This window comes from Corticibacter populi, assembly GCF_004217315.1.
In the GTDB taxonomy this organism is placed as follows: domain Bacteria; phylum Pseudomonadota; class Gammaproteobacteria; order Burkholderiales; family Burkholderiaceae_C; genus Lampropedia; species Lampropedia populi.
The window spans coordinates 772,512-787,426 of record NZ_SGWR01000001.1; the positions used below are offsets into that span (position 1 = coordinate 772,512).

Genomic DNA, 14,915 nt, shown 5'->3' on the forward strand with positions numbered 1-14,915 from the left:
GCCGGGCAGTCCTGGCCACGAACACAGTTGCTCTTCCCTTGGGCCGCTACTGATGAAAAGGAGTCTGCGTGGAGTTTTTGAGTGAGCATTTCAATGACCAGACCGCTGTTGTGCAAATGGCCATCGGGCTGGTACTGCTGGCCTGTGCGGCATTCTTCGCACGTTTTGTCGTCGCCAGCGCCCTGCGCAAGGCGCTGGGCAGCCTGCGCGACAGAACCCAGACACGCCTGCTCAAAACCTTCCTCGACGAACGCATCCTCGCACGTGCAGCGCAGATTGTGCCATCCCTGGTGGTGCAGTTGGGCATCAATCTGGTGCCGCATCTGCCGGCCACGCCATACACGATCATCCGCAATGTCGCGTTCGCTCTGACGGCGCTGCATTTCGTGCGCACCATCACCATGGCGCTCAACGTGATCCAGGAGCGCAGCCTCCAGAACGATCCGTCGCACAAGTTCATGGCCATCAAGAGCACGGTGCAATTGATCAACATCGTGCTCTATGGCGCCTGCACCATCCTGATCATCGCGGTGCTGATCGACCGCTCACCGGTCATCGTGCTCTCGGGCATGGGGGCGATGTCAGCGGTGCTGATGCTGGTCTTCAAGGATACCATCCTCTCGTTCACGGCCGGCATCCTGATCGCCTCCAACGACATGCTGCGCGTGGGCGACTGGATCGAGATGCCACAGGCCGGCGCCGATGGCGACGTGGTGGACATCTCGCTGCACACCATCAAGGTGCAGAACTGGGACAAGACCATCACCACCATCCCGACCTGGAAGCTGGTCTCGGAGAGCTACAAGAACTGGCGGGGCATGCAGGCCTCGGGCGGGCGACGCATCAAGCGCTCGATCCGCATCGATGCGGGGACGGTGCGCTTCCTGACGAACGAGGAAATCGCCCGGCTCAGCAGCATCAACCTGATCCACGACTATCTCGAGGACAAGCGGCACGAGGTCCAGTCGAGCAACGAGGACCGGCGCCATGCACTGGGCGCGCTGGCGGAACTGCCCGCCAACCAGCGCCGCCTGACCAACATCGGCACCTTCCGCGCCTATGCGCTGGCCTACCTCAAGCACCATCCCGGCATCCACCAGGACATGACGCTGATGGTGCGGCAGATGGAGCCGACGCCCGAGGGCATTCCGATGGAGCTTTACTGCTTCACCAACAGCACCGCCTGGGTCGCCTACGAAGGCTACCAGAGCGACATCTTCGACCACCTGCTGGCCATCCTGCCCGAACTGGGGCTGCGCGCCTTCCAGAATCCGAGCGGCGCCGACATGCGCGCCATGCTCACCGGACTGGGCGAGGCCATTGCCCAACGGCCCGCTGGCGCTGGCGCCGACCCGGCCAAGCCGTGTGAAGGCCAGAGCGCCGCACAATGAAAATTGCCCCTTTCCCATCGCAAAGGCCAGGCAGAAAACGCCTGGCCTTTTTCCTTGCGAAGCCCGATGGTCCTCAGCCCGGCCGCTTCATCTCGCAGATGGTCGGCGTGCTGGTCTCCGCAATCTCATAGGTCCTGACCGGCTGGAAAGAGTAGCCGGTTTTCTCGAGCGAGTAGGGGTATTCGTCCGAGACCTTTTCCCAGCGGGTCACGAACAGCACCTGCTGCAGTTGGTGGTCGTCGCGCCGCATCTCGTTCTGGCCGTTGAAGCCCTGGAACTTCAGGCCCTCCATGGCTTCGGCCACCTTGGCCGGGTCGGTCGTCTTCGCCTCGGCCATCGCATTCGAGAGCAGCGCAAAGGCGTTGTAGGTCGCCGCGGTGAACATGTCGTCGTTCATCTTCTCCTGGAAACCCTTGGTGATCTCGCCGATCGGGCCCGGCAGATTCATGTGGTTGTAGGAGACCATGTACACATTGCCCGCCGCCTGCGGTCCCAGCGCCGTGGGGGTGCCCGTCACGCCACCGTAGTAGGTGAAGAATTTGACCTTGCCGAGTCCCGCGTCGTTGGCTGCCTTGATCAGCAGCGCCAGGTCCGAACCCCAGTTGCCGGTAATCACCGCGTCGGCGCCTGAGGCGCGGATCTTCGCGATGTACGGCGAGAAGTCGCGCACCTGTGCGAGCGGATGCAGATCCTCGCCGACGATCTCGATGTCCGGCCGCTTTTCCTGCAGGCCATCCTTGGCGTACTTGGCCACCTGGTGACCATGCGCATAGTTCTGGTTGATCAGGTAGACCTTCTTGACCTCCGGGAGATCCTTGATGTAGTCGGTCATGACCTTCATCTTCATCGAGGTGTCGGCGTCAAGACGGAAGTGCCAGTAGCTGCACTTGCTGTTGGTCAGGTCTGGATCGACCCCCGCGTGGTTGAGGTACACCACTTCCTTGCCCGGATTGCGCGCGTTGTGGCGCTCGAGCGCCTCGATGATGGCCAGCGAGGCACCCGAGCCATTGCCCTGCACCACGTAGCGGATGTTCTGGTCGATCACCCCGCGCAGCAGGCTGGCAGTCTCCTGCGGGCTGAGCTTGTTGTCGAAGCCCTGCACCTCGAACTTGACACCGGCGGGGTTGACCTCCGGGTGGGTATTGAAATACTCGGCCACATACTGGTAGCTCTTGAGCTGGTTCGAGCCCAGTGCCGCCATCAGGCCCGAGAGCGGATCGATCCAGGCGATCCGCACGGTCTCGCCCTGCTGGGCCAGTACGGCACCGCTCAATGCCAGCAGGCTGGCCAAAGTCGTGATGCGAAGCATTGGTCTCATGTCTTGTCTCCTGATTGGTGTTGTCGCTGGAATCTGTCCTCATCGTTGACGCCGATGCAGACCCACCGCAAGACTAACCACGGAATGTCCGGCAATGCATGGGACTAGCCCTAGTGCCGGACAACGACATGTCGCTCAGATGACTTTGAGTGAAGTCAAGAGCCTTCTCCAAACCCGCCAGGCCGTCAGGCCTGCCTGGACAGGCGCACCCGCAGGACCGTTGCGGTGATGCCGCTGAAGATGATCAGGCCCATGCCCAGCCAACCCACCCAACCGATGGAGTCCCTGAAGACGATCAGGCTGTAGAGACCTGCAAAGACGATGCCGGAGTATTGCAGACTGGCCACCACCAGGGTGTTGCGCGGCCCGGCCGCCTTGGCGTAGGCATGCGTCATGCACAGTTGCCCCAGCGCCGCCAGCAGGCCGATGGGGATCAGCCACAGCGACGCAATGGTCATCAGGCTTTGCAGGCCCGTGAAGAGCGTTGCCACCGCGCCGGCCAGGGTGCTGCCGACGGCGAAGTAGAACACCACCCGGGTCTCGGGCTCGCCGATGCGCGAGAGCACCACCACCTGCATGTAAGCCAGCGCCGCCGCCATGCCCGAGAGCAGGCCCACCGTGGCGGCAAAGCTCTGCTCGGCGGCAAAGCTCGGCCGCAGCATCAGCACCACCCCGACGAAGCCCACCAGGATGGTGAGCATCAGCGGCCACTGCAGCGGCGGGCTCGGCTGCGCGGGCGAAGGTTTCCACTGCAGCAAGGTGCTGGCGGTGATGAACACGGCGATCCAGACGCTGCTCATGTAGTTGAGCGTGGTGGCCGTCGCCAGCGGCAGCTTGCCGATGGCATAGAACCAGGCCCCCAGCGAGGCCACGCCGACAAAGCTGCGCCAGGCGTGCATTCCCGGGTGGCGGGTGGCCAGACTCACGCCCTGGTGACGCGCCAGCCCGGCGAGGAACAGCATGCCGATGATGCCGCGGTAGAGCACCAGTTCGGCCGCGCTGAAATGCCCCGAGGCGAACTTGACGCATACCGCCATCGAGGCGAACAGAAATGCGCCCAGTACCATCCACAATGCATGCATAGACCTTGCCTATCCGGAGCCTTTGAAGTCGGGGTAAGATTCTATGCTTTGTGCACAGCCTGCGCCCACGCATTCCCGCCATGCCCTCCCCTGTTGCGGATATCCAGCACTACATGCGTGCCGGCACCTTGCAACTCAAGGAGTTGCCGCCGCTCTCCCTTTACATCCACCTGCCCTGGTGCATCCGCAAGTGTCCCTATTGCGACTTCAACTCGCATGCACTGGCCGCTCCGCAGGCCGATGACGGCCAGCAGCGCATGGCGCACTACCTGCAGGCGCTCGAGGCGGACCTGGATGCCGCATTGCCGCTGATCTGGGGCCGCAGCGTCATCAGCATCTTCATTGGCGGGGGCACACCCAGCCTGTTCTCGGCCCGCCAGATCGACCAGCTGCTCGCCAGCGTGCGGGCGCGCCTGCGTCTCATGCCCGGCTGCGAAGTGACGCTCGAGGCCAACCCCGGCACCTTCGAGACCGACCGCTTTGCGGCTTACCGCGAGGCCGGTGTGACGCGGCTGTCGATCGGCGTGCAAAGCTTCAACGACGAACATTTGCAGAAGCTCGGGCGCGTGCACAGCCGCGCACAGGCGCTCGCCGCCGTCGAAGAGGCGCGCGGCGCCTTCGAGACCTTCAACCTCGACCTGATGTACGCCCTGCCCGGCCAGAGCCTGGCAATGCTTGACGAGGACCTCGCCACCGCGCTGGCGCTGGCGCCAGCGCATCTCTCCGTCTACCACCTGACCATCGAGCCCAATACCTTCTTCGCCAAGTACCCGCCGCCGCTGCCCGGCGACGACCTGGCGTACGAGATGCTCGACCACATCACCGCCGCCACCGCCCGGCATGGCCTGCAGCGCTACGAGGTTTCGGCCTATGCGCGCGCGGGCCACCAGTGCGTGCACAACCTCAACTACTGGCAGTTCGGTGATTATCTTGGCATTGGCGCCGGCGCCCACAGCAAGCTCAGTTTTGCCCACCGCATCATCCGCCAGGTGCGCGTGCGCGATCCGCAGCGCTATATGGCCGCGGCACTGCAGCAGCAGGCGGTGGCCCAGGAAACGGAAGTCCCGCGCCAGGACCTGCCGTTCGAGTTCATGCTCAACGCCCTGCGACTGCGCGAGGGCTTCGAACTGCCGGATTATCTGGCGCGCACCGGCATGCCGCTCTCGTCGATCGAGGCCGGCGTTCAGCAAGGCCTGGCGCTCGGCCTGCTGGAGCGCCCCGATGGCGACAACCAGCGTATCCGTCCCACCGAGCGTGGCTTCGACTTCCTCAGCGACCTGCAGGAAGTCTTCATCCCCTGAAAGCGCTTCTGCAACGGCAAAGACGCCGTGTTCAGCTGTAGATGTACTTGGGTAGCCAGGTTGCCAGCGCCGGAAACGCCAGCACAAAACCGATGGCCACCAGCTGCAGGCCGACGAACGGCAGCGAACCGCGGTACATCTCGGACGTGCGGATGTGACCGGGCGCGACGCCGCGCAGGTAGATCAGCGAAAAGCCGAAAGGTGGCGTCATGAAACTGGTCTGCAGGTTCACCCCTACCAGCACGCCCAGCCAGACCGGGTCGACGCCCATGTGCAGCAGGGTCGGCGCGGTGATCGGGATGATGATGAAGATCAGCTCGAAGGTGTCCAGGATGAAGCCCAGCACGAACATCACCAGCATCACGATGATGAGCGCGCCCATGGCCCCGCCCGGCAGGTTCGAGAGCATTTCGTGCACCAGATCATCGCCGCCGAGCATGCGGAACACCACCGAGAACACCGCTGCGCCCAGCAGCAGCACGAACACCATGGAGGTGATGGTGGCCGTCGAAATGCAGGTCTGGCGCAGCATCGTGAAGTTGAGTTTGCCCTTGACCAGCACCAGCAGGATGGCGCCGACTGCGCCGACCGAGGCCGCCTCGGTCGGCGTGGCGATGCCGCCGAGGATGGAGCCGAGCACTGCCACCATCAGCGCCAGCGGCGGAATCAGCGACGAGGTCACGTCCTTGAGCAGGCTGGCTTTCTCCTCGGCCGTGGGCGGCGTCGCCGGGCAGCTCCTGGGATCGAAGATCGCCTTGCAGACCATGTAGACCAAGTACAGCGCGATCAGCACCAGGCTTGGGAACACCGAGCCGGCAAACAGATCGCCCACCGAGACCGGCGTTGGCGAAAAGTTGCCCTTGGCCATTTGCACCTGTGCATTGATGCCCGCGAGCATGTCACCCATGAAGATCATCACCGTCGAAGGCGGAATGATCTGCCCGAGCGTCCCGGAGGCGCAGATCACGCCACAGGCCAGCCTGGGGTTGTAGCCGGCCTTGAGCATGGCCGGCAAGCTGATCAGGCCCATGGTCACCACCGTGGCACCAACCACACCCGTCGAGGCCGCCAGCAGCGCGCCGACCACGATGACCGAGATGCCCAGACCGCCGGGCATGGAGCCGAACACCTTGCCCATGGTCCGCAGCAATTGCTCGGCCACGCCCGAGCGCTCGAGCATCACGCCCATGAAGATGAAAAGCGGCACCGCCACCAGCACCTCGTTGGTCATGAAGCCGACGTAGCGCGAGGCCAGCGCACCGAAGTTGCTGGGGTCGAACACGCCCAGCAGCCAGCCGCCCAGCGCAAAGAACAGCGACACCCCCGCCAGGGAAAACGCCACCGGGAAACCCAGCAGCAGCACGCCGATCACGCCCACGAACATCAGGGCCGCGAGAATTTCGCCAATGAGTACGGGATCCATGCCGGTCAATCCTGCTGGTAGCGGTAGAGGGGAGGAAGAAGGTCCTGCCGGCCGGCCAGGACCAGCACGCTGCGCAATGCCATCGCCAGGCCCTGCAGCGCAATCAGCACGATGAACACCAGGATGAAGCCCTTGAGCACGAACAGGCCCGGCATGCCGCCGGGATTGGCCGAGCCCTCCATCAGCCGCCAGGACCGCTGCACATACGGCCAGGCGTAGATCCAGACGATGGTGCAGAACGGCGCCAGAAACAGCACCACGCCGATCAGGTCACGCCAGGCCTTGCCGCGCAGCGTGGCCGGGCGGTAATAGATATCCACGCGCACATGGTTGTCACGAAACAGCGCGTAGCCTGCCACGCCCATGAACATCAGGCCGTTGAGCCAGACATACAGGTCCTGCATCCACAGCTGCGTGGTCGCAAAGAAATAGCGTTGCACCACCACCGTGAAACACACCAGCACGGTGGCCAGGGCCAGCCATACCAGGATATTGCCCACCAGCCGGTTGAGCCGGCCGATGTTGATGATGATCGAAGCCAGAATTCTCATCATGGCCACTCTCCAGATCAGGGATGAAAGCCGTGCCGGGACGCGCCTGCGGCCGGCACGGCGACGGACACCGGAAGGTGGCACACACGGCACGCGCGAATGAAGCGGCCATTCGTGCGTCGAGCCGTGTCCATATTCCCTGTGGGGTCCTGCGGCACGCCCGGCCTGCTCAGCTCAGCGTGAAGTACTTCTCGCGAGCCCGCAGGAATGGTGACTCCGTGCCGTCGGTCTTGGTGCGCAGCACGTTGAACGAGGATACGAAGCCCTCGGCCACCTTCTTGGCCATCGCGTTGTCGCTGTCGCGGATCGACTGCAGCACCTCCAGCGAGGCCTTGGCACCAGCGGCCAGCAGTTCCTCGGGGAACTGCTTGACCTGCACGCCATGGTCGCGCACCAGCGAGGCCAGCGCGCGCGGATCATTGGCGGCCATGTCGCAGGCCACGTCGTCGTAGGCCGCCTGGCAGGCATAGCGCACGATGGCCTGCAAATCTGCGGGCAATGCCGAGAACTTGGACTTGTTGACCACCAGTTCGGTGGCCAGGCCCGGCTCGATGAAACTCGGGAAGTAGTAGTTCTTGCAGATCTGGTAGAAGCCGAGCGCCAGGTCGTTGTACGGGCCGACGAACTCGGCCGCATCCAGCGTCCCGCTTTGCAGCGCCTGGAAAATCTCGCCAGCGGCCATGTTGGTCACCGAGGCCCCGAGCTTCTGCCAGACCTGACCGCCCAGCCCCGGTGTGCGAAAGCGCAGGCCGCGGATGTCCGCGGGGCTGTTGATGTCCTTGCGGAACCAGCCCCCCGCCTGGGTTCCGGTGTCGCCCGAGAGAAAGCCCTGCACACCAAAGCCATCGTAGACCTCGTCCCACAGCGCCTGCCCCCCCATGAAGCGCACCCACGCGGCCAGTTCGCGTGAGGTCATGCCGAACGGCACGCCGGTGAAGAACGACAGGCCGGGGTTCTTGTTCTGCCAGTAATAGGCCGCGCCGTGGCTCATCTCGGCGGTACCCTCGATCACCGCATCCAGGGCCTGCAGCGGCGGCACCATCTCGCCTGCAGCAAACACCCGTACCGTCAGGCGTCCACCCGACATCTCGGTGATGCGCTTGGCCAAGTTCTCGGCCCCCACGCCAAGACCGGGGAAGTTCTTCGGCCAGGTGGTCACCATGCGCCATTCAATGCGCTGCTGAGTCACCGCCGGCGCCGCGGCACTGCCTGCGCCGGCGCCGGCCTCCTCCTTCTTGCCGCAGGCAGCCAGGGCGACGGTGCCCAGCGCGGCGCCAGCCGTCAAGCCTTTCTTCAGGATGGAACGACGATCCATGCGAGTCTCCTTTTCCTTTTGTTTCCGTTTGCATCACTGCCGGTAGGGCGCGATTGTAGGAATGGAAAAACGAAACGCCTCATGGGGATTCCCCGCAGCAGGGCCGGGCCCGCCCTGGATTCAAGGGTAATCGAGCAAGGGCAAGGCTGAACACGCGCCCGGCAACCACCTGCATGCGCTGCGCACGTCCGCTGGCACAATGGACGGGCCGTCCGTCCCGCCAACACCCGCCACCAGCACCCCTCATGCAAAACCCCTCATTCGCCCCGATGGCCCCCATCATCCCGGACTGGCCCGCGCCGCCCCATGTCAAGGCCTTTTTCAGCACCCGCCAGGGCGGCTGCAGCCAACCGCCCTGGGATACGCTGAACCTGGGCAGCCATGTCGGGGATGATCCCGCAGCCGTGGCGCGCAACCGCGAACGGCTGCAGCAGCAGATCCAGGCCATGTCGTCGGCCGTCGCCAGCGCTCCCAGTGCGGCAACGCCGCAGGCCGTGTTCCTCGAACAGGTGCACGGCTGCGAGACGGTGGTGCTGGACGCTCCTGCGGGGCAGCAGCACCAGTATCAGCAGATGCCGCCGCTGATGGCCGATGCCGCCGTCAGCCGCCGCGTGGGCACCGTCTGCACCATCATGGTCGCCGACTGCCTGCCCGTGCTGTTCGCGCACCGGTGCCTGCCGGTCGTGGCCGCGGCCCACGCCGGCTGGCGCGGCCTGGCCGGAACCAGCGGTACTGGTGTTCTGGAGCGCTGCCTGGCGCGCTATGCCCAGACGGTGGCCGCGCTCGCCCAGGCTGGCAGCGCCACCCGCGCCGGCACCGGCGCAAGCCCATCGGTGCTGGACGGGCTCGCCGAGGACACGCTGGTATGGCTGGGGCCCTGCATCGGCCCGACAGCTTTCGAAGTCGGCGCAGACGTCTACCAAGCCTTCGTGCAGCCCGGTGGCCTGGACACGGCAGTCGATGCACAGGCGGCCGGGCTATTCACGGCCAGCGCCGGCGCAGCAGATGACCGGTGGCTGGCCGATCTCGCCGGCCTGGCACGCCTGCGGCTGCAGCGCCTGGGCCTCGAACAGCTTCACGGCAACGATGGCACGCTGCCCTGGTGCACCTTCAGCCAACCATCGCGCTTTTTCTCCCATCGCCGCGATGCGGCGCGGCTGGGCGCGAGCGGCCGCATGGCCGCGTGCATCTGGCTGGATGCGCCGGCGGCAGCACACTGACGCGCTCAGCTTTGTTGGGGCGGATCGGCGGCGGCGCGCTCGGGGCCCGGTAATACCTTGGGCGCCTGCGTCTCGGCCTGGACGGCCTGCTCGGCCATCTGCTTTTGCCGCAGGCGCCGCTTGCGCTGCGGTGTGCCTGCAATGTAGAGCACGATGGCCAGCGGCAGCAGCCCATAGAACAGCACGATCATCACGGCAGCCAGCACCGAGCCCTGCGGGCTGAAGGCCTCGGCGAGCGCCATCATCACGGTCACGTACATCCAGCCTACGGCTATCAAGATCAGGATCATGCTCTGGATCCGGCAGTGGGGTGCGCCAGGGGCGCCATGAAAAAGGGGTCAACGGCCCGCTGCCGCGCATGCCCGGTGAAATCCCTGTGAAGGGCTTTTGCCAGGGCGGCCTCGGAGTGTTTCAGTGTACAGTGTGCGACAGCAGAGCGGCCGCCCTGTCCCTAGGCGTCCACATGCAGGAGACACCGCAATGAGTGAGAGCAAGACCCATGCAAACGGCGGCAGCGGCCGCGCCCGAAACGACTACTGGGCGCAGTTCCAGCAGATCCAGCGCGCGGCCTTGCAGAACTGGACCACGCTGCTGCAGCAAGGTCTGGCACCGGCCGCTGGCGGCACCGGCACCGGCACTAACAATGCCCAGACCCAGCCACCGCTGTCCAACCCCTTCGAGGCCTTTGCCAAGGCGGCCAGGGAACACGGCGGCTCCGGCGGCCAGGCCCTTGTCTACATCCCGCCCGAAAAGCTGCAGCAGCTGCAGCAGGAGTATCTGGACCAGGTCGGCCAGCTGCTGCGGCGCGAGGGCAGCGAAATTGGCGAAGTGCTGCGCAGCGACAAGCGTTTTGCCAGCGCCGGCTGGCTGGACAACGGCCCGGCCGCGATGACCGCGGCGCTCTACAAGATCAACGCCAGCGCGCTGCAGAAAATGGTGGAGATCACCGAGACCGACGACAAGACGCGCGCGCGGCTGCAATTCGCCGTCGACCAGTGGCTGGCGGCAGCGGCGCCGACCAACTTCCTCGCGCTCAACCCGGACGCCCAGCTCAAGGCCATCACATCCAAGGGCGAGAGCATCTCCCGGGGCCTGATGAACATGTGGCAGGACATGCAGCGCGGCCACATCTCGATGACCGACGAGGCGCAGTTCGAAGTCGGGCGCAACCTGGCCATCACGCCTGGAGCAGTGGTTTTCGAGAACGAATTCTTCCAACTCATCGAGTACACGCCCAGCACCACCACCGTGCATCAGCGTCCCTTCCTGCTGATTCCGCCCTGCATCAACAAGTACTACATCCTCGATCTGCAGCCGGGCAACTCGTTCATCGAATACATCGTCGCCCAGGGGCACCGCACCTTCGTCGTGAGCTGGCGCAATCCAGACCAGTCCATGGACACCAGGACCTGGGACGACTACATCGAGCATGGCGCCATCCGCGCCATCGAAGCGGTGCAGGACATCGGCGCGGCCGACACCATCAACGCGCTGGGCTTCTGCGTGGGCGGCACCATCCTGGCGACCGCGCTGGCGGTGCTGGCCGCGCGCGACCAGCACCCGGTGGAAAGCGCCACGCTGCTGACCACCCTGGTCGACTTCAGCGACACCGGCATTCTCGACATCTTCATCGACGAGAACACGGTGCGCTTCCGCGAGCTGCAAATGGGCCAGAAGGGCCTCATGCGCGGCCAGGACCTGGCCACCACCTTCAGCTTTCTGCGCCCCAACGAACTGGTCTGGAACTACGTGGTCGGCAACTACCTCAAGGGCGAGACGCCGCCGCCTTTCGACCTGCTTTACTGGAACAGCGATGGCACCAACCTGCCCGGCCCGTTCTATGCCTGGTACCTGCGCAACACCTACCTGGAAAACAATCTGGTTCAGCCCGGCAAGACCACGGTGTGTGGCGCCAGGATCGACTTCGGTCAGGTCCGCACACCGCTTTACATATACGGCTCACGCGACGACCACATCGTGCCGATCCGCGCGGCCTATGCCAGCACGCAGGTCTTTCCCGGTCCCAAGCGCTTCGTCACCGGTGCCTCGGGCCACATCGCTGGCGTCATCAACCCGCCCGCCCGTGGCAAGCGCAACTATTGGGTCAGCGATGCCAACGCATTTCCTCCGGACTGGAACGACTGGATGGCCGGCGCGCGCCTGGTGCCGGGCAGTTGGTGGCCGGACTGGATCGACTGGCTGGCTGGCCACGCCGGTGGGTCCATGGCGGCCCCGACGAATCCCGGCGACGAACAGACCTACAAAGTCATCGAGCCGGCGCCGGGCCGCTACGTCAAGCAAGGAGCCTGAGAGCATGCACATAGTCTCGGAGCGCGTGCCGTTGTGCCTGAAAAACCGCGTCTGCGGCAGCAGGCCCTTCGCAGGGTTTGCGCCGATGCTGACAGCCCCTGTCTTTGGTTAAAGTATTCCAATCCGTTTACGATACGCGCATCACAGGAGATGAGAAGATGAGTCAGAAAGTTGCATACGTCACCGGCGGCATGGGGGGCATTGGCACCGGTATCTGCCAGCGCCTGCACAGGGATGGTTTCAAGGTCATCGCCGGCTGCGGCCCCAAGCGTGACTTCCAGGCCTGGCTGGATGAACAGAAGGCGCTGGGCTTCACCTTCTACGCCTCGGTCGGCAATGTCGCGCACTGGGATTCCACCGTCGACGCCTTCAGCAAGGCCAAGGCGGAGCACGGCAGCATCGACGTGCTGGTCAACAACGCCGGCATCACCCGCGACCGGATGTTCATCAAGATGACGCCCGACGACTGGAACGCCGTGATCGAGACGAACCTGAACTCGATGTTCAACGTCACCAAGCAGGTGGTGGGCGACATGGTCGAGAAGGGCTGGGGCCGCATCATCAACATCAGTTCGGTCAATGGCGCCAAGGGTCAGGCTGGCCAGACCAATTACTCGGCCGCCAAGGCTGGCATGCATGGTTTCACGATGGCGCTGGCCCAGGAACTGGCCAGCAAGGGCGTCACCGTCAACACCGTCAGCCCCGGCTACATCGGCACCGACATGGTCAAGGCCATCCGCGAGGACGTGCTCGAGAAGATCGTCTCGACCATCCCCGTCAAGCGCCTGGGCGAGCCCAGCGAAATCGCCTCGATCATTTCCTGGCTGGCCTCGGACGATGGCAGCTACTCCACCGGTGCCGACTTCTCGGTCAACGGCGGCCTGCACATGCATTGAGCGGACGGGGCGGCTTGCGCCCATCCAATCAAAATCAAAAGGAGCCGTCACCGGCTCCTTTTTCGTGCGCAGAATCCCACGCTTACTGGGCTGGCGCGACGTAGTCGCGTGCCAGCCGCACCACCGTCACGCCCGGCACCAGCTGGCGCAGCGAAGGCATGATGAGCGTGCAGTTGTCGTAAGGCGTGACGATCGGCTGGCCATCGGCCCAGCCGATCAGCGTGCCGGCCTTGGCCAGACGCTCCAGGCCCTGCCAGTTCTCGGCAAAGCGCACCTCCATTGACGGCGCCACCACCGGCTGCGTCACTTCCAGCACGCGCTGCGCCGCAGGCGCCGTCTGCAGCCAGCCGGCCGGCACATCGGCAGTGTCGACCACGCCGGATTCGGCCAGCATGCGGGCGATCTGGTCCTTGGCCACCGTGATGGAGGCCGGGTCGCCGTGGTAGCCGCATTCGGTCAGCAGCGCGCAGGCATCGACCTGGGCCGCATCGCCGAAACGGCCGAAGTCGCGCATGCGCACACCATCCTTGTGGCCGGCATCGACGATCACGTATTCAGGGGCCTGCAGGCGCCGGGCCAGCGCGATGTTGCGCGGCTGGGTGCCGGTGAGCTGCAGCGGCTTGCCGGGCTCGTGCATCGAATGCAAGTCCAGCAGCCAGTCGGCACGCTCCACCCAGGGCCGCAGTTCGACGGCACGACGGCGCTCGCGCGAGTTGGGCTCGGCCAGGCGCGCTTCGCTCCAGACGCGGTTGAGGTCTTCATCGAGATAGCGGCTGGCATCGTGCCGGCTGGCATCGAAGGTGTCGAAGGCGTCCAGGTTGCAGAACGCCAGGATCAACGCCCCGCGGCGCGGCGTGAGACCACTGGCCAGCAGTTCCTTGATGGCCCAGGCGCCGCACAGCTCGTTGCCGTGCACCAGCGACGAGATCATCAGCGTGCGCCCGGCCACGCCGGAGTCGAAGTGCCAGACGCCGGGCGTGCCGGTGTTGCCGATGCGTTCGCTGGTCAGGTCAGGAACGGGAATGTCGAAACTCATAGATCCATCCGTGTGTGTCAAAACTCAAATCGATGCGGTCCAGAGGACCAGCGGAACACTCAGACTACTCCGCACCCGCCTCAGTGCTTTTCGATGCCGGCCATCTTCACCAGGCGCTCGTACTTCTCGGTCTCGGCGGCCTGGAAGGCTGCGGCGTCCAGGCCGGGTTCGTAGACCGTGGCGCCGCTTTCGGCCATCTTCTTTCGGAAGCTCTCCGATTGCAGCGTCTCGTCGAGCGCGGTGCGCAGCCGCTGCACCACCGGCTCGGGCAGGCCTGCCGGGCCATAGAGACCAAACCAGACGTTGATGTCCACCTTCTCGAAGCCCGGCGTCTCGGCCAGCGCGGGGATGTCCGGCGCCACCGCCGAACGCTGGGGCTCGGTCACGCCCAGCGCGACGATCTTGCCGCCCTTGACCTGTGGCAGGCCCGAGGACATGACCAGCACGCCAAAGTCCAACTGGCCGTTGATGAGGTCCGTCACCAGCGGGCCGACGCCGCGATACGGAATGTGCTCGGCCTTGGTGCCGGTCGATTCATTGATCATCTCACCGGCCAGGTGCAGACTGGTGCCGATGCCCGAGGATCCATAGTTGTACTGCCCCGGTGCGGCGGCCTTGAGCTTGTCGAGGTATTCCTGCGCAGTCTTGACGCCGGATTTCGCCGAGGCCGTCAGCAGCAGCGGCTGCGCCGCAATCATGCCCACCGGCGTGAAGTCCTTGGCACCGTCGTAGCGCACTGCGTTGTTGATCATGCCGGCAATCACCATTTCATTGGCCGAGCCCACCAGCAGCGTGTAGCCGTCCGCCGCGGCGCGTGCCACGCGCTGCGCGCCGATGGTGCCTCCGGCGCCCCCCAGATTCTCGACCACCACGCTCTGGTTCAGGCGCTCGGAGAGCTCCTCGCCCAGCACCCGCGCCGTCAGATCGACACTGCCGCCCGCCGGATAGCCGACCACCAGATTGATTGCGCGCGACGGGTAATCCTGAGCCAGGGCCGGGGCAGCAGCGCCCAGGGCGGCGGCAGCCAGGGCCAGCGCCAGACGGTGGAACGGGAGGGAGGTCTTCATGCGGG

At 65.0% G+C, this 14,915-nt stretch carries 13 protein-coding genes; 5 read left to right on the forward strand and 8 right to left on the reverse strand.

The genetic code is table 11. The features are described from left to right. Positions 1-68 precede the first annotated feature (68 nt). The gene (locus tag EV687_RS03490; protein ID WP_242612450.1) at positions 69-1,391 is read left to right on the forward strand and encodes a mechanosensitive ion channel family protein; all 1,323 of its coding nucleotides are present in this window, start codon (positions 69-71) and stop codon (positions 1,389-1,391) included. Positions 1,392-1,464: 73 nt separating this feature from the next. Here EV687_RS03490 and EV687_RS03495 read toward each other — a convergent pair whose 3' ends face one another. Both EV687_RS03495 and EV687_RS03500 read right to left on the reverse strand, forming a co-directional pair. Further along, positions 1,465-2,709, reverse strand: a complete 1,245-nt coding sequence (locus tag EV687_RS03495; protein ID WP_122226459.1) for a branched-chain amino acid ABC transporter substrate-binding protein — start codon at positions 2,707-2,709, stop codon at positions 1,465-1,467. Positions 2,710-2,894: 185 nt separating this feature from the next. Then, on the reverse strand, positions 2,895-3,791 hold the full coding sequence (locus EV687_RS03500; RefSeq protein WP_122226460.1) for a DMT family transporter: 897 nt from the start codon (positions 3,789-3,791) through the stop codon (positions 2,895-2,897). Positions 3,792-3,871: 80 nt separating this feature from the next. Here EV687_RS03500 and hemW point away from each other — a divergent pair, with 80 nt between their 5' ends. Then, a complete protein-coding gene (hemW, locus tag EV687_RS03505; protein ID WP_122227168.1) occupies positions 3,872-5,092 on the forward strand; it encodes a radical SAM family heme chaperone HemW in 1,221 nt (406 codons plus the stop codon). 31 nt (positions 5,093-5,123) lie between these two features. On the opposite strand, the gene EV687_RS03510 is transcribed toward hemW, so the two are convergent. From EV687_RS03510 to EV687_RS03520, 3 genes are all read right to left on the reverse strand, one after another. Beyond that, complete coding sequence (locus EV687_RS03510) at positions 5,124-6,515, reverse strand: TRAP transporter large permease (protein WP_122226461.1); 1,392 nt, start codon at positions 6,513-6,515, stop codon at positions 5,124-5,126. 5 nt (positions 6,516-6,520) lie between these two features. Next, a complete protein-coding gene (locus EV687_RS03515) occupies positions 6,521-7,069 on the reverse strand; it encodes a TRAP transporter small permease subunit (protein WP_242612452.1) in 549 nt (182 codons plus the stop codon). A 166-nt stretch (positions 7,070-7,235) separates the two neighbouring features. After that, positions 7,236-8,381, reverse strand: coding sequence for a TRAP transporter substrate-binding protein (locus tag EV687_RS03520; protein WP_122226463.1), 1,146 nt, complete (start codon positions 8,379-8,381; stop codon positions 7,236-7,238). 245 nt (positions 8,382-8,626) lie between these two features. On the opposite strand from EV687_RS03520, the gene EV687_RS03525 reads away from it, so the two are divergent. Next, on the forward strand, positions 8,627-9,601 hold the full coding sequence (locus EV687_RS03525) for a purine nucleoside phosphorylase YfiH/LACC1 family protein (protein WP_122226464.1): 975 nt from the start codon (positions 8,627-8,629) through the stop codon (positions 9,599-9,601). A 5-nt stretch (positions 9,602-9,606) separates the two neighbouring features. On the opposite strand, the gene EV687_RS03530 is transcribed toward EV687_RS03525, so the two are convergent. Beyond that, entirely contained in the window at positions 9,607-9,891 is a 285-nt protein-coding gene (locus tag EV687_RS03530; RefSeq protein ID WP_130466435.1) for a hypothetical protein, read from the reverse strand. A 190-nt stretch (positions 9,892-10,081) separates the two neighbouring features. Between EV687_RS03530 and EV687_RS03535 the strand changes: the two genes are divergently transcribed. After that, positions 10,082-11,911, forward strand: coding sequence for a PHA/PHB synthase family protein (locus EV687_RS03535; protein WP_122226466.1), 1,830 nt, complete (start codon positions 10,082-10,084; stop codon positions 11,909-11,911). Positions 11,912-12,069: 158 nt separating this feature from the next. Continuing rightward, on the forward strand, positions 12,070-12,807 hold the full coding sequence (gene phbB / locus EV687_RS03540) for an acetoacetyl-CoA reductase (protein WP_122226467.1): 738 nt from the start codon (positions 12,070-12,072) through the stop codon (positions 12,805-12,807). Positions 12,808-12,889: 82 nt separating this feature from the next. On the opposite strand, the gene EV687_RS03545 is transcribed toward phbB, so the two are convergent. After that, on the reverse strand, positions 12,890-13,843 hold the full coding sequence (locus EV687_RS03545) for a M14 family metallopeptidase (protein WP_122226468.1): 954 nt from the start codon (positions 13,841-13,843) through the stop codon (positions 12,890-12,892). 80 nt (positions 13,844-13,923) lie between these two features. Continuing rightward, positions 13,924-14,910, reverse strand: a complete 987-nt coding sequence (locus tag EV687_RS03550; RefSeq protein WP_122226469.1) for a Bug family tripartite tricarboxylate transporter substrate binding protein — start codon at positions 14,908-14,910, stop codon at positions 13,924-13,926. Between the last annotated feature and the right edge of the window lie 5 nt (positions 14,911-14,915).